20 protein-coding genes are annotated in these 21,356 nt (G+C 40.1%); 5 read left to right on the top strand and 15 right to left on the bottom strand.

All coding sequences use genetic code 11. The features are described from left to right. Positions 1-3 precede the first annotated feature (3 nt). The 4 genes from CEW93_RS03710 to CEW93_RS03725 form a co-directional block, all read right to left on the bottom strand. The gene (locus tag CEW93_RS03710) at positions 4-852 is read right to left on the bottom strand and encodes a WlaTC/HtrL family glycosyltransferase (RefSeq protein ID WP_089540097.1); all 849 of its coding nucleotides are present in this window, start codon (positions 850-852) and stop codon (positions 4-6) included. Next, positions 849-1,946 (bottom strand): glycosyltransferase, encoded by a 1,098-nt coding sequence (locus CEW93_RS03715; RefSeq protein WP_089540095.1) that lies wholly within the window; start codon positions 1,944-1,946, stop codon positions 849-851. Before CEW93_RS03715 ends, CEW93_RS03710 begins: the two co-directional genes overlap by 4 nt. After that, positions 1,936-3,066 (bottom strand): UDP-galactopyranose mutase, encoded by a 1,131-nt coding sequence (gene glf / locus CEW93_RS03720; RefSeq protein ID WP_089540093.1) that lies wholly within the window; start codon positions 3,064-3,066, stop codon positions 1,936-1,938. The genes CEW93_RS03715 and glf overlap by 11 nt, the downstream gene beginning before the upstream one ends. Positions 3,067-3,344: 278 nt before the next feature. After that, the gene (locus CEW93_RS03725) at positions 3,345-3,836 is read right to left on the bottom strand and encodes a glycosyltransferase family 25 protein (protein WP_089540089.1); all 492 of its coding nucleotides are present in this window, start codon (positions 3,834-3,836) and stop codon (positions 3,345-3,347) included. Positions 3,837-3,946: 110 nt separating this feature from the next. On the opposite strand from CEW93_RS03725, the gene CEW93_RS03730 reads away from it, so the two are divergent. Both CEW93_RS03730 and CEW93_RS03735 read left to right on the top strand, forming a co-directional pair. Further along, complete coding sequence (locus CEW93_RS03730; RefSeq protein ID WP_089540087.1) at positions 3,947-4,945, top strand: glycosyltransferase family 4 protein; 999 nt, start codon at positions 3,947-3,949, stop codon at positions 4,943-4,945. 9 nt (positions 4,946-4,954) lie between these two features. After that, the gene (locus CEW93_RS03735; RefSeq protein ID WP_089540086.1) at positions 4,955-5,938 is read left to right on the top strand and encodes a glycosyltransferase family 4 protein; all 984 of its coding nucleotides are present in this window, start codon (positions 4,955-4,957) and stop codon (positions 5,936-5,938) included. 3 nt (positions 5,939-5,941) lie between these two features. On the opposite strand, the gene CEW93_RS03740 is transcribed toward CEW93_RS03735, so the two are convergent. The 5 genes from CEW93_RS03740 to aspS are packed head-to-tail and all read right to left on the bottom strand — an operon-like array spanning position 5,942 to position 11,799. Continuing rightward, positions 5,942-6,715 carry a glycosyltransferase family 25 protein gene (locus CEW93_RS03740; protein WP_089540084.1) on the bottom strand — a complete coding sequence of 258 codons (774 nt, stop codon included), beginning with the start codon at positions 6,713-6,715 and terminating at the stop codon, positions 5,942-5,944. Continuing rightward, entirely contained in the window at positions 6,712-8,313 is a 1,602-nt protein-coding gene (locus CEW93_RS03745) for a glycosyltransferase family 2 protein (RefSeq protein WP_255503925.1), read from the bottom strand. The genes CEW93_RS03740 and CEW93_RS03745 overlap by 4 nt, the downstream gene beginning before the upstream one ends. Then, positions 8,310-9,071, bottom strand: coding sequence for a glycosyltransferase (locus CEW93_RS03750; protein WP_089540082.1), 762 nt, complete (start codon positions 9,069-9,071; stop codon positions 8,310-8,312). The genes CEW93_RS03745 and CEW93_RS03750 overlap by 4 nt, the downstream gene beginning before the upstream one ends. After that, the gene (locus CEW93_RS03755) at positions 9,061-9,984 is read right to left on the bottom strand and encodes a lysophospholipid acyltransferase family protein (RefSeq protein WP_089540242.1); all 924 of its coding nucleotides are present in this window, start codon (positions 9,982-9,984) and stop codon (positions 9,061-9,063) included. The genes CEW93_RS03750 and CEW93_RS03755 overlap by 11 nt, the downstream gene beginning before the upstream one ends. A gap of 15 nt (positions 9,985-9,999) precedes the next feature. After that, on the bottom strand, positions 10,000-11,799 hold the full coding sequence (gene aspS, locus CEW93_RS03760) for an aspartate--tRNA ligase (protein WP_089540080.1): 1,800 nt from the start codon (positions 11,797-11,799) through the stop codon (positions 10,000-10,002). Between the two features lie 186 nt (positions 11,800-11,985). On the opposite strand from aspS, the gene CEW93_RS03765 reads away from it, so the two are divergent. From CEW93_RS03765 to CEW93_RS03775, 3 genes are all read left to right on the top strand, one after another. Then, positions 11,986-13,869, top strand: coding sequence for a potassium/proton antiporter (locus CEW93_RS03765; protein ID WP_089540241.1), 1,884 nt, complete (start codon positions 11,986-11,988; stop codon positions 13,867-13,869). Positions 13,870-13,946: 77 nt separating this feature from the next. After that, positions 13,947-14,924 (top strand): protease SohB, encoded by a 978-nt coding sequence (gene sohB / locus CEW93_RS03770; RefSeq protein ID WP_089540078.1) that lies wholly within the window; start codon positions 13,947-13,949, stop codon positions 14,922-14,924. Positions 14,925-15,130: 206 nt separating this feature from the next. Beyond that, on the top strand, positions 15,131-15,844 hold the full coding sequence (locus tag CEW93_RS03775; RefSeq protein WP_370511933.1) for an SDR family oxidoreductase: 714 nt from the start codon (positions 15,131-15,133) through the stop codon (positions 15,842-15,844). A gap of 72 nt (positions 15,845-15,916) precedes the next feature. On the opposite strand, the gene fetB is transcribed toward CEW93_RS03775, so the two are convergent. The 6 genes from fetB to ilvD all read right to left on the bottom strand — a co-directional run bounded on the left by fetB (position 15,917) and on the right by ilvD (position 21,206). Further along, complete coding sequence (fetB, locus tag CEW93_RS03780; protein ID WP_255503926.1) at positions 15,917-16,693, bottom strand: iron export ABC transporter permease subunit FetB; 777 nt, start codon at positions 16,691-16,693, stop codon at positions 15,917-15,919. A gap of 14 nt (positions 16,694-16,707) precedes the next feature. Beyond that, positions 16,708-17,376, bottom strand: coding sequence for an ATP-binding cassette domain-containing protein (locus tag CEW93_RS03785; RefSeq protein WP_089540073.1), 669 nt, complete (start codon positions 17,374-17,376; stop codon positions 16,708-16,710). A gap of 8 nt (positions 17,377-17,384) precedes the next feature. Further along, the gene (locus tag CEW93_RS03790) at positions 17,385-17,828 is read right to left on the bottom strand and encodes a thioesterase family protein (RefSeq protein WP_089540070.1); all 444 of its coding nucleotides are present in this window, start codon (positions 17,826-17,828) and stop codon (positions 17,385-17,387) included. Between the two features lie 169 nt (positions 17,829-17,997). Next, the gene (locus CEW93_RS03795) at positions 17,998-18,402 is read right to left on the bottom strand and encodes a hypothetical protein (RefSeq protein ID WP_143822779.1); all 405 of its coding nucleotides are present in this window, start codon (positions 18,400-18,402) and stop codon (positions 17,998-18,000) included. Positions 18,403-18,482: 80 nt separating this feature from the next. Further along, positions 18,483-19,253: a nuclease-related domain-containing protein gene (locus tag CEW93_RS03805; protein WP_186727882.1), complete on the bottom strand. Its 771-nt coding sequence runs from the start codon at positions 19,251-19,253 to the stop codon at positions 18,483-18,485. Positions 19,254-19,304: 51 nt separating this feature from the next. After that, complete coding sequence (gene ilvD / locus CEW93_RS03810; protein WP_089540065.1) at positions 19,305-21,206, bottom strand: dihydroxy-acid dehydratase; 1,902 nt, start codon at positions 21,204-21,206, stop codon at positions 19,305-19,307. Positions 21,207-21,356: the final 150 nt, after the last annotated feature.

Below are 21,356 nucleotides of genomic sequence, written 5' to 3' on the forward strand. Positions count from 1 at the left end.
AAATTACCACCCAAAATAATCTTTAATTTTTCTAATCATACCTATTTTTGATGTATTATCATATTTTTTAAATAAATCAAACCATTTATTTTTTCCTAGATAATGAATTTGAAATAAATCAGGGTTTTTCCATAAACACATGATATAAAGTCCTTGGTCATCATCAATCATGTTTTGTTTTAAAAGTTCCTTTTGGCAAGCAAATAATGTTTGAATAAACTCACCCCATTTTTCTTTACTTGCCGCAATACAACCCCCAATTAAAAATACTTGGTTGTTAAATATAAAGCTATTCACTTGTTGAAAATTATCAACAGTTTTAATATTTTTATTAATACTAAAAAGATGTACTTTATCTTTGTTGAATTGATATTGCCAGTTTTGAACATGATTTAATGTTACTATATCTCTGACATAGCCAAAATCTATCCAAGCAATTTGTGTATGACTGACCAAGTTTTCTTTGATGGCTTTATTTACAAAATAGGTTTTTAAGTTATTAAGCAGCACATAATCGGCTGACCAATATTCAATATTTTTGATTTGATTGGGATTAACTTTGACAATAAAATCAGGGTTGTTTTGGATGTTGGTGATTTGTTTTTTAATATAGCTAAGTTTGTGATGAAAATTAAATTCAACCACAGTGGTTTTTTTACCTTGACGTAATGATAAAATTTTTTCTTTAAATTCTCTACTGGTAAAAATAACCATCTCATTTTCAAGTGTGGCAAGTTTGGAAAAATAGTCAAAATAAGTATTGGTGGTACGTTTTAGATAGCTTGGATAGTCATCTGAAATCTCGCCACGTCCAATATCAAAAAAAGCGGTTACGATACTAATATCATTCATGTATTATTCCCTAGAATTTTTTTGGCAAATTCTGAAAATCTGGCGTAATAACATTCATCTGTTAATTCATGGTTGTATAGTGAAATATTTTCTAAATTTTGATAATTCCGTTTTTGCAAATGACCAGATAGAATTTCTGTCAAAGAATTAGGTTGGTCAATATCATAAGTTTGAATTAGTGATGATTTATTTTGATAATATAAGTGTCCGAAATTATGGCTCATAATGATAGGAACACCAGTTGAGATTGCTTCAATGATGGAAAGGTCAAAATAGCTTTGACGATTGGCATTAATAAGATAATCTACTGAACGATACCAGTTTAACGGTTCTTTGGAAAAGCCAATATCTATAATGCCATCTTCTATAATTTTTTCTCCACTACCTATAATAAATAGGTTTAGATTGGGATTTTTTTTGTAAGCCTTTCTAAAACTATCTAAAACAATATCAAAACCTTTGGTGTAATTTCTTCTGCCAATATACATAAGATTTATTTTATTTTTAGGAAGAGTTTTTGGTTCCAAATTTTGATCTGGATATGTTCTTTTTGCTCCACTAAGAATATAGTAGAATTGATTACTTTCATTTATTAAGCTTTTGTAAATTGGTTTGCATTCAAGATTAGGTAACACAATAATGTTCGCACGATTAAATGCCGCTTGTTCAGCATTTTGAATGAGGTGATACATTGCGATATCATTTGGATTGTAGGTTTTATACTCTTCTGAATGTAACTCAGGACAATGTGGTTGAAAAATTACAATTTGTTTTTCCGATATCAAGTCAGCAACACGATAGTAATCCATGTCTTCATGAAAGAAGATAAACTTATAAGAATTGGCTTGAATCTTTTTAAAGATATATCTTGTTTTAAAAGTCTCTTTATCTATATTTTTTGAGATTAAATTATGATAGAAGCGATTAAGACGATATTTGTTTTTTTCAAAGGGGTTATTGAGTTCAAATAAATCTGTTGAAAGATTAAAATATTCTCTAGGTTTATCTACCAAATTGTGAGCAAGAAAACCTGATGGACCGCCTGCATTAATATTGGTTTGTCGTGGGAAAAAAATAAGTATTTTATTTTTCATCTTTTGTTTCCATCAGTTCTTTTTTAGCGACATTGAGAGCATTTTCAATAACATGGTGCATGTCATAATATTTATATTCAGCCAAACGCCCGCCAAAAATAACATGTTGTTGTTGACTGGCAAGTTGTTTGTATTTTTCATATATTTCTTGGTTTTTAGCATCATTAATGGGATAGTATGCTTCATTTTCATCAGATTTTTCTTGCGGATATTCTTTTGTAATGATGGTTTTTGGCTGTGTGCCAAATTCAAAGTGTTTATGTTCTATGATTCTTGTAAAAGTAGTAGCTGCATCGGTATAATTGACAACAGCATTACCTTGATAATTATCTAAATTTAAGATTTCATGCTCAAATCTAAGACTACGATAATCTAAATTCCCAAAATGACAATTAAAAAAGTCATCTATTTTACCTGTATAGATAATTTTATTTGCCAAACTGTCCCAATGCTCTTTATTTTTTAAATAATCCGTTGATGTAATGACTGGTATATCATTTAGCATTAATTCAATTAATTTTGTATAGCCACCAATTGGAATACCTTGATATTTATCATTAAAATAATTGTTGTCAAAAGTGAATCTGAATGGAAGGCGACGAATGATAAAAGCTGGAATTTGTGTTGCTGGACGTCCCCATTGTTTTTCAGTATAGCCTTTAATTAGTTTTTCATAAATGTCTTTGCCTGCAAGTGCAAGTGCTTGCTCTTCTAAGTTTCTAGGATGAGTAATGTGTGCGTAAGCTTTCCTTTGCTCATTTATTTTTGCTAAGGCTTTTGTTGGCGTATCAGCTTCATTCCCCCATAATTGATAAAAGGTATTCATGTTAAATGGCAGATTAAATAATTTACCTTTATAATTAGCAATTGGAGAGTTTTTATAGTGATTAAATTCTACAAATGAATTGACATAATTCCACACCTTTTTATTGTTGGTATGAAATATATGGGCACCATATTTGTGTACTTGAATACCTTCTATTTCTTCAGTGTAGATATTACCACCTATATGTTCTCGTTTTTCTAACACAAGGCATTTTTTGCCTGCTTTGGTTGCTTCATGAGCAAATACTGAACCAAATAGACCGCTACCTACAATAATGTAATCATATGGCTTCATAATTTTTCCCATTATCTGAATTCAACCGATATCCTAACCATTTTACCCAAAGTTTTACGATAAGTATTGGGTAACTCCCAATTAATTTTAGCAGATAAACTGCGTTTGGGTATGTTTTTGCATTCATTGCGATCATTTTTGATTTACTAGGGTATAAAATAAATTCTTGTACAACAATGGCAAGTAGCATTTGATTAGTAGGTAGTGTGGTTATCATTTGTTTATAATCATTAAGCATTAAGTGATCAATTGATTTTAACTGATTTGATATAGGTTTGTTATGAGGTCAAGAAGCGACTTGGTGGCTTTTGGCTAATGATATAACTTACCGTACTCAAATGGCTCTTATGTAAGACTTTGGAATATCTATTGTCTGATAGATGAATAAGATTATCAGACTGTTTTATTTTTTGCAAAAAAGTTTTGGTTTTTGGATAATCAGCACCTGTATTTTTTAAATGTTCGCTATCATTCAAAAAAATATTAGCATTTTCCCCCAAATAAATGTCATCTTCAAAAATGGTAATATAATCTAAATTGTCATCAATCGCTTTTTGCCAAAGACAAACATGACTAAATAGACAAGCAAGCTCACCTTGGGTGAGTGGGCTGTTTTCAATGTTGATATGAAATGTTTTGGCAAGAGATGGTACTTGCTCTGGTGTGATGGCATCAAAAAACTCAAAATCCACACCTTGTTTGCCAAACTCTTTGATGATATGAGCTCGTCTTTCTTTGGCAGTGATTAAGCTAATGACATAATTTTTCATAAGATAAAGCTTGTGTTTAATTTGGTGATTTGATTGTTTTTTGGAAAATTTCTGCTAATATATGATGAAAGTTACCATTTGTCAATCAAAAGCCATTGCATTAACCACTTATGAAAATATTGCACGTTTTGCTGACTCGCATGCCTGTTCCACCGAGTAAATATGGTGGCACCGAACGTGTGCTTTGGGCGTTATATCAAGGGCAAACGGCACTGGGTCATCAAGTGAAGTTTTTGACCAAATATGATAACCGTCATCCTGATGCATTGCTTTACAATCCCAACAAACCCTTAGAAGCACAGGTAGAAGGTTGGGCGGATATTGTTCATTTTCATTTTTTGTATCGTGGGGAGCTAAACACGCCTTTTGTGTGTACGACTCATAACCAACAAATCACGCCAGCAACATTTCCTAAAAACACCATTTTTTTGGGCAGGCTACATGCAGAGCGTAGCGGTGGTCATGCCTATGTGCATAATGGTTTATATTGGCAGGATTATGGCAAGCCCAATTTAGACAAACCCAAAAATTATGTTCATTTTTTGGCAAATGCCAAATACAAAGATAAAAATCTTAAAGACAGCGTGGAGATAGCTCGCCGTACCAATAAACATTTGCACGTGATAGGCAGTAAGCGTTATTGTTTAAAATGGGCAAGTCATGGCAGATATCAGCCATATTTTTATATTGGCAATGATTTAACGTTTTATGGTATGCTGGGCGGTCAAAAAAAGAATGAAGTAATTGCTAACTCCCAAGCCCTGATTTTTCCTGTATTAAATTATGAGGCTTTTGGGCTGGCGATGATTGAAAGTCTATATTTAGGTTGTCCTGTGATTGGCAGTCATTGTGGCTCTTTGCCAGAGCTGATTGTGTCAGAGGTTGGTGTCAGTACCCAAAGCAAATCCGTCATGATAGATGCCTTGCAACATATTGAGCAGTTTAAGCGTAAAATCTGTCATGAATACGCCCAAGATAATTTTAATCATTTGGTGATGAGCAAAAATTATTTAAGATACTATGAAATGGTGTTAAATGGTCATGATTTGCACGAGCAAGAACCCAAAGTTAGTGAGTTTTTACCCACCCAATTTCACTTATTGCCTTGATGAACGATTATGAAAATATTGCACGTATTATTAACACCATTGCCCATACCGCCCAATGATTATGGCGGCACTGAACGTGTGCTTTGGGCGTTATATCAAGGGCAAAAGGCACTGGGCCATCAAGTGAAGTTTTTGACCAAATATGATAACCGTCATCCTGATGGACTGTTGTATGATGAGCATCAGCCATTGGAAAGCCAAATACAAGGTTGGGCGGATATTATCCATTTTCATTTTCCTTATGATGGTGATATTGACACGCCTTTTGTATGCACAGAGCATAGCAACAGCGATGTTGAACAAACTTTTCACATTAACACCATCTATTTATCCAAAAAACACGCTCAAAATTACCACGCCACTTGCTATGTTCATAATGGACTGTATTGGGCAGATTATGGTGAGCCAAATTTAAGTTCTCCCCAAAATTATGTGCATTTTTTAGCCAAAGCATCTTGGCGTGTCAAAAATCTACAAGGTGCGGTGCATATTGCTCAAAAAGCAAATATACCAATGCATATTTTGGGTGGTAAGCGTTTTAATATTCGCCGCAATCCTTACTGTTATTTGTCATCACGCCTAACTTTTCATGGTATGGTTGGTGGCACAAGCAAAAATGAGCTGGTTAAAAATTCCAAGGGGCTGATTTTCCCTGTTTTGTGGCATGAGCCATTTGGATTGGCGGTGATTGAAAGTTTATATTTGGGCTGCCCTGTATTTGCTACGCCGTTTGGGGCATTGCCTGATATCATCAGCCAAGAAAATCTGGGGGTCTTATCAGAGCATTATCATGTGCTGGTTGACGCGGTACAGCGTATTGATGGCTTTGACCGCAGAGCCTGTCATGAACATGCCAAAAACCATTTTAGCCATTTATCCATGTCCAAAGCTTATTTGCAGTGCTATGAAAAGGTGTTGGCAGGCGAGAGCCTTAATCCAAGTCAGCCACGCTCCAACCCTAACAGCAAAGCACGCTTGATGATATTGGATTAGTTGTTATTGAAATTTTACCGTCTGATAAAAGGTGCGTTTACCAATACTGCGATATAAACGTCTAAAAAATTTATGAATTAAGGTAAATAAACCATCGTTGGCTTTATAAACAAAGGTATTGGCTTTACGGTCGTTTTCTAGTTGGCTGATGAGTGTGTGATGGGTATTTGGGTTTTGTGGTTGCTGGCAAAGTGCTGGTGTCATCTGTAACACCACCCCTTGCGATAAAAACGCACCAAACATAATGTGGTCAATGGCAAAACATTCATCGCTACTTAGTTGGCGAATATAACCAAGGAGCTTTTTGATGCCTGATTGGGTGATGATATAACCAGCTGTTCCGACATGTATGCTTTTAAGAGTATGTAGGTGTCTGTGATGGTGCGTGCTTTGCTGAGCACCTAGATTAACCAGCTCATGCCAAGTTTCTAATTTGATAAGGTCAAAATCAATGGCATTAAGCCAATGCTCATGGTTTAAAAACTCTGTTGCATGCTCACCCAAATAAATGTCATCTTCAAACACTGCCATATATGGCACATCATCATCTAGCATCTTCTGCCAAAGACAAACATGACTTAAAAAACATGCTTTTTCACCCAGTGATAAACGCTGATTGCCTATCAGTGGTAGATTAAGACGTTTTGCATGATGTTCTATTTCTTTTGGTGTGATGGCATCAAAAAACTCAAAATCCACACCTTGTTTGCCAAATTCTTTGATGATATGAGCTCGTCTTTCTTTGGCAGTGGTTAAGCTGATGACATAATTTTTCATGGTTGTTTGTCCTGATTCATCTGCCAAAGCATGACGTATTTATCTAGTGTGTAGCCAAGAGAGGCAACCGCTAGGATGTAGCCATAAGCCCCACTGCTAAAATCGGCTCGCAAAACATACTCACGAATAAATGAAAAGCAAGAACGCAGCACCATGCCAATCACACCGATACGTTTGCCTTTGATGTGTTTTTCGCTTGCCCAATCATGGCTATAACGGATGTTTTTAACCAAAAAATGGTGGAGATTATCATTGGTGATGTGGGGCAAAAAGCCTTTGAGTACCACACTAGGCACACCTTTTTGGTCAAGCGATTCATGCACTTGCAAATCATTGTAGCAAAATGCTTGATTGGCATATAAACGAGCCAACTTATCAGTGTACCAAAAACGTGGCTGTACTTCCACCCCACAAAAGGTGTTTACTCTTGCGACACTAAACACCTTGTCTGTCTGCAAGGGACTGCGTAAGACATCACAAATGGCTTGACGCAGGGGTTGTTCTAAGCGTTCATCGGCATCAAGCACCAGCACATAATCGCCTGTGGCGTAGCTTTGAGCGATTTGTCTTTGTTTGCCAAAGCCTTGCCAATCGGCATTAACAAACCACTTTGCCCCAAAACTTTCAGCGATTTGGCGAGTGTTATCGGTGCTACCACTATCTAAGACAATGATTTCATCAACAATATCATGCACGGTATCTAGGCACGCTTTGAGATGTTTGCTTTCGTTTTTACAAATCATCACCAATGAGAGCGTAGATTTTTTTTGTGATAAATCAATGGGCTGTAAGTTTTTTGTCATTGCCACAGATTGCAAAAACGCCTGTTCGGCTTGATTGTGGCTTAAATCATAAAGACAGGCGTATTTATTAAATGTGTACTGGCTAAATAATAAAGAATAAATCAGCCCATAACGCCCTTGCAAGAAACGACCATCAATCACATATTGTTTAATAAATGCCCATAAAGGATTAAGTACCACTTTATAGAATTTACCTTTTTTGCCTTGATTGTGGCGGTCATCTGCCCACGCTTTGGCATAGTCTAGTCGTTTTTCTAGCCAAAATTTTGGTGTGGGTGCAGTGTGGTGTTCTAAAAACCCGTCCAGTTTTGCGGTGTTTGCCCCAGTCAAAACAACAGATTCGTGTACTAAATTATTATCATAACCAAAGTGTTTGGGATAAAGTCGCCAATGGGCTTTGACACCCCACAAAGCATTGTCAATTTGATGTCCAAACACAAAATCAAGCCGTTTGATGCCATAGACTGTATTGGCAGGAGGATTTTTGATGGTTTGCAAAATGCTGTTTTTAAGTGCCATTGTTACCACTTCATCAGCATCAAGGGCTAAAATCCACTCACCCGTGGCGTAGCTTTGAGCGATTTGTCTTTGCTTACCAAAACCTTGCCAATCGGTATTAACAAACCACTTTGCCCCAAAACTTTCGGCGATTTGCCGACTATTATCGGTGCTACCACTGTCTAGTATGATGATTTCATCAGCAAACTCTGCCACGCTTGGTAAGGATAGTGCCAAATTATGAGCCTCATTTTTGACTATCATCACCACTGATAGGGGGTATTTATTTTGACTCATTGCCACGCATCCTTAATCCACGCACTTGGCAACACATAGCGATACCATTTACCGCCACCGCCTTGGATGGCATCAGGTGGATTGATTTCACCATGAAAAATGATGATTTTTGCCCCAATGGGCTTTTTGGGGGGGATAAAATAGGCAAAAGGGATTTTTTGTAGGCAATGATATTTGAAACTGACGCACCATGAGCTGTCCCAATATTCTAAGTGGTGATGTTCACGCAGATAGTTGGATAAAAACGCCTGCTCATGGCGAACTTCTCCACGGATTTTTTCAAAGTTTTGTTCAAAATAACTTAATAGGTGAGGATAGGTATTTTGTCCAACTTTAAAGCGATACACCGAGCTGTTACCCACCATTCGCCACGGTTTTTTCCAATCACGGATAATCATCACGCTGTCATCATGTTCTGCTTTATGCGTAAAAAAGCAGTCTATATTATCCACAATGACAATATCAATGTCCAAAAACAGTGCCGTGCCTGTTAAATCATACAGCTCTGGCTTAAAAGTGGTGAGTTTTTTCCAGCCACGTTCAGGCAAATCTGATGGCAGGTTTAGCTCAGGAATGGGGTAGCATTTGATGGCATCATCAATGTCTGTGTCATCATCAGTCAAGCACACCATTTGAAAGTCAAGCGTTAGGTGGCGTTTGACCATATTGTATAGACGATTGACATACTCGGCACCATATTTTGTGCCCCATTTCATACAAATGACATAGCGGTTGTCGTTATTGCTATCAGTTGCCATGCGATTTTCCGTGTGGTTGAGTATTTTTAAGATGTTTGACTTTGTCGTGCAGTTCGTCAAAGTCTAAAAGATAAGGATTTTCGCCAAAGGGCGTGGTTTTAAATCGCCGATAGCCCCACATATAATGACTAAAATGCTCATGTATCATCGTTTGCATGCTGTCATTAAGTGCGGTGGTGGCGGTGATGATGTCATCATCATATAAACGTGTATCATCAAACTCATAACAAAAAATATCAAAGCCGTCATCGCGACGCTTGATGCACGATAAGCCCACGACCGCACAGTTGGTTTTTTGAATAAGTTTGGGGGCAAGCGTGCCTGTCATGGTGGGAATGCCGAAAAATGGCACAACTTCTCCGCCGTTTTTGTCAGGCACATGGTCAGGCAACAGTACGCTAAATCCACCTTGTTTGAGCGTTTTAAAAATCGCCTTAACACCTTGGGCGTTGGTGGGTACCAGCGTTGCCCCAAGTTTTTGGCGACCTTCTAGGATAAGTTGGTCAATTTTTGGGTGATTTGATGGTTTGTACATGATGGTGAGTTTGCCAAACTGGCTTACCCAAGCATTCATCATCTCCCATGTGCCAAGATGGGGAGCAATAATCAACAGTCCTTTGGGACACAGTAACCCTTTTTGTAAAATCTCAATGTTGTGTACAGTTTTGATTTGTGTCAATGCCCAATCGGGGGGCATGACCCAGCTTTTGGCACTATATAGAGTGCTGCTTAGCTGATGGGTGAGCGTTTTTTTGGCTAAGGTTTGACGCTCTTTTGCAGACAAAAAGGGGTGAACAAGCATGATGTTGGTACAAATACTGCGATAAATGCTTGTGTTAAGCCATCTGGCAAACAGTGCTAAAAGTTGTGCCAATACTGATAACACAGACATTGGCACAATCTTTAATAACATAAATGCAAAAGACAATTATTCTGCCTTTTCTTTTTCACGCACACGAATGCCTAGCTCGCGTAGCTGTTTGTTATCCACAGCAGCAGGGGCTTCGGTGAGTGGGCATTCGGCTGTTTTGGTTTTTGGAAAGGCAATGACATCACGGATGGAGCTAGCCCCAGTCATTAGCATGACCAAGCGGTCAAGTCCAAACGCCAAACCGCCATGCGGTGGTGCACCGTATTTTAGAGCGTTGAGTAAAAATGAGAATTTCTCTTCGGCTTCTGCTTCTGAGATGCCCAGTGCTTCAAATACTGCCTTTTGCATCTCCAGGGTATTGATACGAAGGCTGCCCCCGCCAATCTCTGTGCCATTTAACACCATGTCATAAGCGATAGAAAGAGCGGTCTCTGGGCTGTTTTTCATCTCTTCTACTGTGCCTTTGGGGCGAGTAAATGGGTGATGTACGCTTGTCCATTTGCCGTCATCGGTTTCTTCAAACATGGGAAAATCCACCACCCATAGCGGTGCCCATTCACAAGTCAAAAGATTTAAATCATGACCAATTTTGACACGCAACGCTCCCATCGCATCATTGACCACTTTGGCTTTGTCGGCACCAAAGAAAATGATGTCGCTATTTTCGGCACCTGTACGCTTGATAAGCTCTACCAGCACTTCATCGGTCATGTTTTTAATGATGGGGGATTGTAGCCCACTTTCTTTGTCCACGCCGTTGTTGATGTTGCTTGTGTCATTGACTTTAATATAAGCTAAGCCTTTTGCGCCATAAATGCCCACAAACTTGGTGTAGTCATCAATTTGTTTGCGGGTGATTTGTCCGCCATTGGGGATACGCAAGGCAGCAACACGACCTTTGGGGTCTGTCGCAGGGACAGAAAACACCTTAAACTCCACGTTTTGCATGATGTCAGCCACATCCACCAGTTCAAGTGGAATACGCAAATCTGGTTTGTCTGAGCCATATTTTTGCATGGCGACCGAGTATGGCATACGTTCAAATTTATCAAATTTGACATTTAACAGCTCATCAAAGAGTTTGACTGTCATACCTTCCATCAAATCCATGATGTCATTGTCATCTAAAAATGACGTTTCAACGTCAATTTGGGTAAATTCTGGCTGTCTGTCAGCACGCAAATCTTCATCACGAAAGCATTTGGCAATCTGATAATAGCGGTCAATGCCACCCACCATCAGTAGCTGCTTAAATAACTGCGGTGATTGGGGTAGGGCATAAAATTCGCCATTAGACACACGGCTTGGCACCAAATAATCCCTAGCACCTTCGGGTGTGGCACGGGTCAAAATGGGGGTTTCTACATCCAAAAAGCCATGCTCGTCCAAATAGTTGCGAATTAGGCTTGTTACTTTTGAGCGAAAACGCAAACGTTCTAGCATTTCAGGGCGACGAATGTCTAAAAAGCGGTATTTAAGACGCAATTCTTCTGAAACGTTGGTAAACTCGTCATTGAGCTGAAATGGTGGCGTCTCACTGGTAGCAAGAGTGTCAATTTCTTTTGCCAAAAGCTCAATTTGACCGCTTTTCATGTTTTTGTTTTCGGTGCCTTCATAACGGCGACGTACTCGTCCTGTGATTTTTAGGACGTATTCAGAACGGGCTTTGTCAGCAGTAGCAAAGGCTTCGGGTGTGTCTGGGTCAATAACCACTTGCAACAGTCCGTCTCGGTCTCTCATGTCCAAAAAAATCACACCACCGTGGTCTCGGCGACGGTGTACCCAACCGACAACAGTAATGGTTTGGTCAATGTAACTTTCGGTAACACTACCGCAATATTCTGTACGAATCGCCATAAATTTGCCTTATTAAAAATTAAAATAAGAATTTTAGAATAAATTTGTAAACGCTACATTATGCCTGTAAATTGGTTGTCGTGCAAGATATTTGGCAAAATTTTTTATATTTGGGGCGTGTTTTGTAGATTGACTTTTTGCATGGGGCTTGCTAATCTTTATCAGAATAATAAAGGGGGTAAGCATTTGGATACATTAAATATTATTTATCTGGTGGGGTCATTGTTGATTTTTGCCAGTATCATGACCAGCACCATCTCAGCAAGGCTTGGTGTGCCACTACTTTTGTTTTTTTTGGGTGTGGGAATGCTGGCTGGCAATGAAGGGATTTTGGGGATAAATTTTGAAAATTATGAGCTTGCAAATTTTTTGGGGCAAGCGGCACTTGCTTGTATCTTGCTTGATGGGGGACTAAGAACCGCTTTGCAATCTTTTCGTGTGGGCTTAAAACCTGCCATCGTCTTGGCAAGTTGGGGGGTGGTGGCAACGGTGATGACCTTGGGGCTGTTTGCGTCTTGGCTGATTGGGGTGGATTGGCGACTGGGCGTGCTGATGGCAGCAATTGTTGGCTCTACTGATGCGGCGGCGGTATTTAGTTTGCTCAGAAATGGCGGTGTCAAACTCAACGACCGTGTACAGGCAACCCTTGAAATAGAATCAGGCGCAAACGACCCAATGGCGATTTTGCTGGTTACGGTGATGATTGCCCTAAACTTAAACCCTGACAGTCATAACATGACGAGCATTTTAAGCACGCTCATGCAACAAATAGGGGTTGGTTTAGTGATAGGGCTTTTGGCAGGATTTGCTTTATCACGACTGCTACCAAAGGTGCATTTGGCAGAAGGGATGTACGCCATTTTGATTTTATCGGCAGGGCTTGCGGTTTTTGGGGCGACAAACCTGCTTGGTGGCAGTGGCTTTTTGGCGATTTATTTGGCAGGCGTGGTGATTGGTAATACCAAAGTGCGTGCCACTGAACATGTTTTGCGAGTGATGGACAGCTTTGCATGGCTATCACAAGCGGTGCTGTTTGTGGTGCTTGGTTTGTTGGTTACGCCATCGCATTTGTGGGAAGTGTGGCATTATTCACTCATTATTTTCTTGTTTTTGCTGTTTGTGTCTCGTCCTTTGGCGGTGGCAAGCAGTTTGTCCTTGTTTGGTTTTCGTGCAAAAGAAGTGGGGTTTATTTCATGGGTTGGTCTTAGGGGAGCTGTACCCATCACGCTTGCGATTTTACCCATCATGAGTGGTGTGGCAGGGGCGGATTTGGCGTTTAATATTGTTTTTGGTGTGGTGATTTTATCACTACTGTTACAAGGGGCGACCATTCCGTTTATGTCAAGAGCCTTTAAAGTTTGGGTACCAACTGATACCGAGCCTAAGGCAGAGCATGAGATTTGGGTGGGCGACCGTGCCAATATTACCTTGTATGAATTTGAAGTAAAAGCAGGGGCGTTTGCCATTGGGCGACATCCCATGAACATCTCAAATCAAGTCAATGTAGAAAAGCTGATGGTATTTGCTTTGGTGAGAAATAAACGTTTGGTTCAGGTGCAAACAGATACAACGTTGCAGGTGGGGGATTTGGTATGGTATGCCTTGCCTGATGATTTTGCTCAGGAATATGCAGGTAAAATTGCCAATGTCTTTAATAACACCGCCACCAAATACCAAAAAGACAGTGAATTTTATGGTGAGCTGTTGCTGTCGCCCCACGTTCGTATTGGGGATTTGCCATTTCAAGGGCTGTCCAATCCATTTGCCTTGCCCACCCAATTTATGTCAAAGCAAATCCCCACAGTCGCCAGTGCCTTGGATACCTTAAAGGTTTTTCAGCCGAACAAACAAATGGCAATAGATAAAGACTTGCTTGCCACTTTGATTGACATTAAACATCAAACCATTGCTGAATTTATGAATGAACATTTTACGGCTGAGCCTGTTCGGGGCGATAGGGTGCATTTAAATGAAAATTGGTCGTTGGTGGTGAGAGACATTGACTCTCAGGGGCGACTTCGTGGCGTGGGTCTAAAATACGATGCCAAAAAGAAAAGCGATACCAAATGATGTATGCCTGTTTTGGGCTTGAAAACAACACAGATTGCCCCATATTTTCATTTTAATCACACAATAAGGTACTACACATGCTGTTTTATTCATCGAAAAAACCCATTGAACTTAAAATCATTCATCTTAATAAAACCAAAAAAGAACGCCAAGAACAGCTCAGTGATGTGCTTGATGAAGTCAAAAAAGATGACAAAAAATGTGGCTTGCTTGGTAAATTTTGCAAAAAAGCCAAAGAAAAAACCAAAAAAATAGACAACAAAAAATCGCAAGACCCAAGTGATAACAGTGTGTTTTTGCTAGATTTTGATGGTGATATTAAAGCCAGTGCGGTGGCACATTTGCGTGAAGAGATTAGTACGATTATTTCAACTGCCAAAGCAGGCGATGAAGTGGTGGTACGTTTAGAAAGTGGCGGCGGTCAGGTAAATGCCTATGGTTTGGCAGCAGCACAGCTTGCTCGTATCAAGTCGGCAGGGCTATCACTGACCGTTTGTGTGGATAAAATTGCCGCCAGTGGTGGCTATATGATGGCGTGTGTGGCAGATAAAATCATCGCCAGTGATTTTGCGGTGATTGGCTCGGTGGGTGTGGTTTCTCAGTTACCTAATTTTCATGAACTGCTCAAAAAACACAATATTGGTTATGAAATGTTTACCGCAGGCGAGTATAAACGCACAGTTACTATGTTTGGTGAAAATGATGACGATGACCGTGCCAAACATCAAGCAGACATTAACCGCATTCATGAGTTATTTAAGGACTTTGTCAAATTGCATCGTCCAAAACTTGATGTGGATAAAATCGCCACAGGTGAAATTTGGTTTGGTAAAGATGCTTTGGCACAAGATTTGATTGATGACATTGGCACATCAGATGCGTATTTACTGAGTTTGATGGACACGCATGATGTCTTTGCACTGCATTCACGCACCAAGCCAACTTTGGCAGAAAAATTAGGTTTTGCTGACCAAATGGGTGTTAAAGTGGGGGAATTTGTCGGACAGATGGTGTCTTCCTTGAGTGAACAGCTTGCCAAACATCAACGTCCCTAAGCAGATGGCCGTTGTCAAAATTCTTGATTGTTTTATTTGTGATTTGTTTTTATATGAAAAAATTAGAAGAGATGTTTGCCAAAGCCGATAAATTTGGACGAGTGATTGCTAATAAGTTTAATAAAATTAAAGACCTAAATGACATTCGCGGCATAGGTCAAGGCAAAACTGTACTGATTACAGGAGCAAGCTCTGGGCTTGGGGCGATGATGGCTCGCAAATTTGCTTTTTTGGGTTATGATTTGGCAATTTGTGCCAGACGACTTGACCGTTTGGAGAGCTTAAAGGCGCAGCTTGAAGCAGAATTTGGCATTAAAGTTTATGTGCAAGTGCTTGATGTTATGGTATATGATGATATTTTTAGGGTGTTTGATGCCTTTTGTGCAGACATACAAGCAGATGGCGGTGCGTTGGATAAAATCATCGTCAATGCTGGGGTGGGTGATAGTCGTGTGATTGGGCATGGGCGTTTTAACATCAATCGTGCCACCGCCGAGACCAATTTTATCGCTGCTTTGGCTCAATGTGAAGCAGCCATGCAGATTTTTCGTCGTCAAAATAGTGGTCATTTGGTGGTCATATCCAGTATGTCGGCAGTGCGTGGTTTGCCCAGACACCTGACCACTTACGCCGCCGCCAAAGCAGGTCTTGCCGCACTTGCCGAAGGGATACGAGCCGATACCATCACCGAAAAATTGCCAATTACGGTTTCTACCATTTACCCAGGTTATGTGCGTACTGATTTAAATATCGGTGCTAAATATTTGCCTTTTGAAGTGGAAGAAGACGAAGGGGCGGACGTGATTGTTAAGGCGATTGAAGCCAAAGTTGATGAAGCTTATGTGCCAGCGTGGCCGTGGTTACCAATCGGACTGGGCATGAAGTATCTGCCACTAAGGTTGATTACGAAGTTTTTGTAAATCAAGCATGACAAGAGCGACCATTCGCTCTTTTTTGTGCGTGGCAATATTTATTTTGATGGACAAAACATATCATCTGGCGAGCACAAACCGCCCACGCTCATCAAAAAACCGCCGAATAATCAGCATTGCCGATAATGTGCATGATAACGTGCTTCCTGCACAAATAAAAAACATGGTAATAATCTGATAACGCACAGCTTGTGTGGGGTTGGCTCCTGCCAATATTTGCCCTGTCATCATGCCGGGCAGGCTTACCAACCCAACCACAAGCATGGAGTTGATGGTGGGCGTCAGTCCATTTAAAATTGCTAATTTAACAAGGTCATGCGTGGCTTCAAAAGGTGTTGCTGATAAAGATAGGCGAGATTTAATAAGGGCTTGTTTGTCATGCAAGGCGTTAATCAGCTCGTTACTGGTGAGCGAGATGGCGGTCAAAGAATTGCCCAAAATCAGTCCTAAAATTGGTATGATGTACTGGGGGCGATACCAAGGCGACACCTTTAAAATCACCATCATGGCAATAAGTATCACCACGCTTGTGGCAAGTGTTAGCGACAGCATACTGTCTAAAAGTAAGCCTGCATAGGGTTTTTTGACACGATTTTTGGCAGAAACAGACGCAATCAAGGTCATGATGGTTAAAATTGTTAGCACCTGCCATGCACTTTCACGAGCAAACACCCATGCCAAAATCAGCCCAATCATAGACAGTTGTACAATTGTTCTTATGCCCGCCATGATGAGTGTGCCAACCAAACCAAGTCGCAAATATGCTGACACACCAATGGTAATCAGTAGCAGCAAACTTGCTGTCAGTACGTCCCAAAGTGTGAGCGTGATTGTCATATTTTCCTTTAAAATCAAAATGTTAAAACGCCATGCTCTATGTGCCAAGATTCTGCTTTTAACAAATGTTGCTCATCAGGATTGTGTGTTACCCAAATCAGTGCTTTATTTTTATTGTGCCAATCTAACACAAGCTGTATCAGGTTATGGGCAGTGTCTTGGTCTAGGGCAGATGTGGTTTCATCAAACAGGGCAATGGTGGGATTAAATTGCAATGTCCGTAAAAAATTAACGATTTGACGTTCACCCCCTGACAGCTCATGAATAGGTTGTGCTAAAAATTTATCCGTTTTGCCAAGCTTATCAAGTTTTTCCAAATGCCACGCTTTATCAAAGCTGTGATGACGATGATGTTTAAACGCAAAAGGAGCGTGCAAATTTTCCAAAACCGTGCCGTCTGATAAGTTTGGCGATTGGTGAAATAATGCCACAACCGAGCGGTAATCAGTCGCAGAGATTTGGGAGATGGGTATTAATTTGCCATTTTTATTTAACATAATCTTATTAGCATTATCCAAAGGCAGTAAATCAGCTAATGCCTGTAATAACAAGGATTTACCAGACCCTGAGCGACCCATTAAGCTGATTTTTTGTCCAAAGTGTAGGGTGAGTGTGATATTATCTAGCAACAATCGCTCTTGGGTGTGATAAGACAGGTTGTGGGTGGTGAGCAAAGGTAACATTGCCAGTCTTAACGAAAAGCAGGTGGCAGACGGTGTGGGCGAATGCCGTTTTTGTCATTAATCACGCAGGCAAGGGTGATGATGCCTGTGCTTGCCATTTTGCCATTTTGAAAATCGTCTTTATTACGATAAATGTGTTGCGTTAAAATTAAACTTGCTGACTTTTTAATCATGTCTGTTACTGTAACCACCAGCACATCATCAACAAATAGGGGTAACTTATAACTCAAATCAGCACGACTGACCACAAAATGCACTTTGCCATGCTGTCCGTTGGTGCTTGTTGCCATGCCATCTGTGTCAAAAAAATAGCCATCAAAACCCAAGGAAGTCAGCCAGTCTCGGCGACAATTTTCAAAAAAGGTCAAATGATTGGCATGATAAACGATGCCACCTGCATCTGTGTGATTGATATAGACTTTGTAATTGGCATAAAAAATGGAACAAGTCATGAGCTGTCCGTGTAGATAGGTTTTGTTAAGTATAACATACTTTGTTTGTGGGTGTGCTAATGGATGTTTGTTGGTAAGAAAATCGCCAGTTAATTATTGGTGGGGGATTTTTATGATAAATAAAAAGATGGTAAAATTATGCCCAAGCTCATAATTTTTGGTAAACTCTTTATGATAAATTTTTAAAAAAGCTTTTTGTGGTGATGTTGGTATATTTTATAAAATATCTGAGCAGTAATATTGATAAAAATGATAAAATCATGCCTAAAAATATATGCCCAATATCATGTTTTCTAAAAGAAATGGGAATGACTTGATGGTTATTGATTTGATATTCTGAAAATGTCATGATGAGTGGGCTGTCATTGATGTACTGGTAATTGCCATTATCTAAGATTTTAAGGCAATTATCCATACAATGATTATCAGGCGTATCTAATAAAGGTTTGGGATGATTAATGTGCTCCTGCCAAGTTTGGGGGTATGTGGTGGTGGCTATTTTAAATCTTGGGTGGGGCGTGTCAGCTTGTGTGTAATATTCTTTATCCAAATGACTAAGTTCCCAAGAAATCATACCTGTTAATATTAGCCATAGTATAAAAATAACTGTGGATTTACATAAAGAGAGAATAAAAGCGATAAAAATTTTCATGATTATAATAGATATTTTATTAAATTGCTTAATTCCTGTTGGTTTTGAGTTTCTTTATCTATAAATTGTCTTGTACCACGACAATATGGAAAACGACTACACCCAAGAAATTTTTTACCTGTATTTTTAACGATACGTTTCACCATGGTGCTTTGGCATTTTGGGCAGAGATTTTGTAGATGTTTGACGTATTCTTGATGTTTATTTTGGTTTTCTGTGGTATTTTTAATGCGATGATTGGATATTGTTTGCAATATTTTTTTAAAAAGCTCTTGATTAATCATGAATTCTTTTTTGCTATCAATATATTCAAAAAATTTATCTGTGTTAAGACAGCAATCTATCACATAATTAGGCAATGTCGTTTTTATTTCACATTCTCCTATAAATAAAATCATAGAATGAAAATATCTTAGCTCCAATGATAATAAATTTGCCAGTGTTCTGATGTGATGATTGTTTTGCTTAATGGGGTTATAAAATTGATAAGTACCCCTATAAGTTTTTTGTGTCCATTGGTTGGCATGTTCGCCACCAAAAATAAATCCTTGATAATTTTTGGTTTCTATCACAAAAATGCCATAGGGAGATAATATGACATGGTCAATTTGTGTTGTTCCACCATTTTTTAAGGGCAGTAATAAATTATTGATACAAAAATAACAATCTTTATTAAGATAAGACAGCAGATGATGAACAGTTATTTCGCCAATATCACCTTTGATATTATTTAATAGAAATCCATCATCTAAACTTAATAATAAATCTGGCATAAAAACCCTTGAAAAATCCGCCATGATAGACGGATTTTATTTTAAAATCAATTATCTTTCTAGTTGTCCCACATCACGCACCGCCCCAGTATCAGCAGATGTTGCCATAGCCGCATAAGCCCTTAGGGCTTGGCTGATATGACGCTTGCGATTGATGGGTTTCCATGCTTGTTTACCACGAGCATTCATGGCTTCGCGACGGCGAATAAGCTCATCATCAGACACATCCAGATGAATGGTGCGATTGGGAATGTCAATCTTGATGGTATCAAACTCTTCTACCAAGCCAATCGCTCCACCTTCTGCTGCTTCGGGACTGGCATGCCCAATAGACAGACCAGACGTACCACCACTAAAACGACCATCAGTCAGCAAGGCACACGCTTTGCCAAGCCCTTTGGATTTTAGGTAGCTGGTGGGGTAGAGCATCTCTTGCATACCAGGACCGCCTTTTGGACCTTCGTAGCGAATGATGACAATATCGCCTGCGACAATTTGGTCAGCCAAAATGGCTTCTACGGCAGACTCTTGGCTTTCAAAAACTCTGGCTCGTCCTGTAAAGGTTAAAATACTTTCGTCCACGCCTGCGGTTTTGACAACACAGCCACGCTCAGCGATGTTACCAAATAAGACCGCCAAACCACCGTCTTGACTATAAGCAAATTCTTTGGCACGAATACAGCCAGATTCACGGTTTAAATCCAAATTGCTCCATTCGTTGGCTTGGCTAAACGCTTGGGTGGTACGCACCCCACCAGGGGCGGCGATATATAAGCTGCGAGCGTCCACATTGTTGGCATTCATCACGTCCCATTTGTCTAAGGCGTCTTGTAGGGTAGGGGCGTGAACGGTTGGCACATCTATGTTTAGTAGTCCTGCTCGGTTAAGCTCTGCCAAAATGCCCATCACACCACCTGCTCGGTGCACATCTTCCATGTGGTATTTTTGGGTGGCAGGGGCAACTTTGGACAGACAGGGCACCTTGCGAGACAAACGGTCAATGTCCGCCATCTTAAAGTCCACGCCTGCTTCATTGGCAGCTGCCAATAAATGCAAAATGGTGTTGGTGCTTCCTCCCATGGCAATATCTAAGCTCATGGCGTTTAAAAAGGCGGGCTTTGTGGCTATGGAACGCGGTAAAACGCTATCATCGTCTTCTTCATAATAACGTTTGGCAAGCTCCACAATCATTCTGCCTGCCGTTAAAAATAACTCTTTACGTTTGGCGTGCGTGGCTAAAAGTGAGCCATTACCCGGTAGAGACAAACCTAAGGCTTCGGTAAGACAGTTCATGGAGTTGGCGGTAAACATCCCTGAGCATGAGCCACAGGTTGGACACGCCGAACGCTCCACATTAGCAACGTCTGTATCTGAAATCAAATCGTCCGCCGCATCAATCATGGCATCCACAAGGTCAAGCTTTCTTATTTTTTGCCCTTGTTCGTTGATGATGGTTTCGTGGGTCATATGACCTTCAGCGATGTTGCTTGCCAAGACTTTGCCCGCTTCCATCGGGCCGCCAGAGACAAAGATGGTGGGAATGTTAAGACGCATGGCAGCCATCAGCATACCGGGGGTGATTTTATCGCAGTTAGAGATACACACCAAAGCATCAGCACAGTGAGCATTGACCATATACTCCACGCTATCAGCAATCAAATCACGGCTAGGCAAGCTATACAGCATGCCACCATGACCCATGGCAATGCCATCATCCACGGCAATGGTGTTAAATTCTTTGGCAACACCGCCATGCTTTTCAATCTCACGAGCGACCAGTTGCCCCATGTCTTTTAGATGGACATGACCCGGCACAAACTGGGTAAATGAGTTGGCAATGGCAATAATAGGTTTGTTAAAATCATCATCGGTCATGCCGGTGGCACGCCAAAGGGCTCTTGCCCCTGCCATATTGCGACCGGATGTGGAAGTTTTGGAGCGATAAGTTGGCATAGTATTTCCTAGGGTTGGCGGTTGGCTAGAATAAGGTGGGGTGTTTATCGTTAGATAGCAATAAAAAACGTCCCAAAAGGAATTATTCTACCATTTTATCAAACAAATGGGAATTTATCAGACAAAAAAATCCGTCAATCATGACGGACT

The organism is Moraxella sp. VT-16-12 (assembly GCF_002224245.2).
GTDB lineage: Bacteria > Pseudomonadota > Gammaproteobacteria > Pseudomonadales > Moraxellaceae > Moraxella.